Origin of the sequence: Pedobacter sp. HMWF019, assembly GCF_003061025.1 — a bacterium.
Lineage (GTDB): Bacteria > Bacteroidota > Bacteroidia > Sphingobacteriales > Sphingobacteriaceae > Pedobacter.
In genome coordinates this window covers 755-1,352 of the sequence record NZ_QAIL01000614.1, presented here as the reverse complement: position 1 = coordinate 1,352, position 598 = coordinate 755, and the positions used below count along the sequence as shown (strand labels likewise).

The following is a 598-nucleotide window of genomic DNA, read 5'->3' as shown; positions in this document are numbered from 1 at the left end:
TGTGTAGCCAGATCGCCCAAATGCAGTATCTGCGAAATCACACATCTGTGCCGCTATTTTGAGCGGAATCAAAAACTAAAATAATTAGTTAAAAAATAGAAATAAAATTATATTTATCAGATTAATTTTTTTTTGAATAAACAAATACTTACTTTTGCTAACATAATTAGCACCTCGCTTTCGAAGACAATATTCCTAAAGAAATAGATATTTATCCTAAGAACAGAATTTTAAAGAAATGAATCCAAACGCAGACAAATTAAAAGCACTACAACTTACACTTGATAAGTTAGAAAAATCTTATGGTAAAGGCGCCGTGATGAAATTAGGTGATCAGGCTATAGAGGCAATGGAATCCATTTCTACCGGATCTATTGGTTTGGATATCGCTTTAGGTATAGGTGGTGTTCCCAAAGGCCGTATCATCGAGATCTACGGTCCTGAATCCTCTGGTAAAACAACTCTGGCAACCCATATTATTGCTGAGGCTCAGAAATCGGGTGGGGTAGCTGCATTCATTGACGCAGAGCATGCTTTTGATAAATTTTATGCAAAGAAATTAGGCGTTGATGTTGAAAATCTATTGATTGCACAACCC

1 protein-coding gene and 1 pseudogene are annotated in these 598 nt (G+C 35.8%); both read left to right on the top strand.

What is annotated here, in order from left to right:
• Nucleotides 1-84, top strand: a pseudogene (locus tag DBR11_RS30600) (endonuclease III); the annotation flags it as partial.
• Between the two features lie 154 nt (nucleotides 85-238).
• On the top strand, nucleotides 239-598 hold a 360-nt coding region (locus DBR11_RS30480), incomplete at its 3' end, for an ATPase domain-containing protein (protein WP_304594515.1).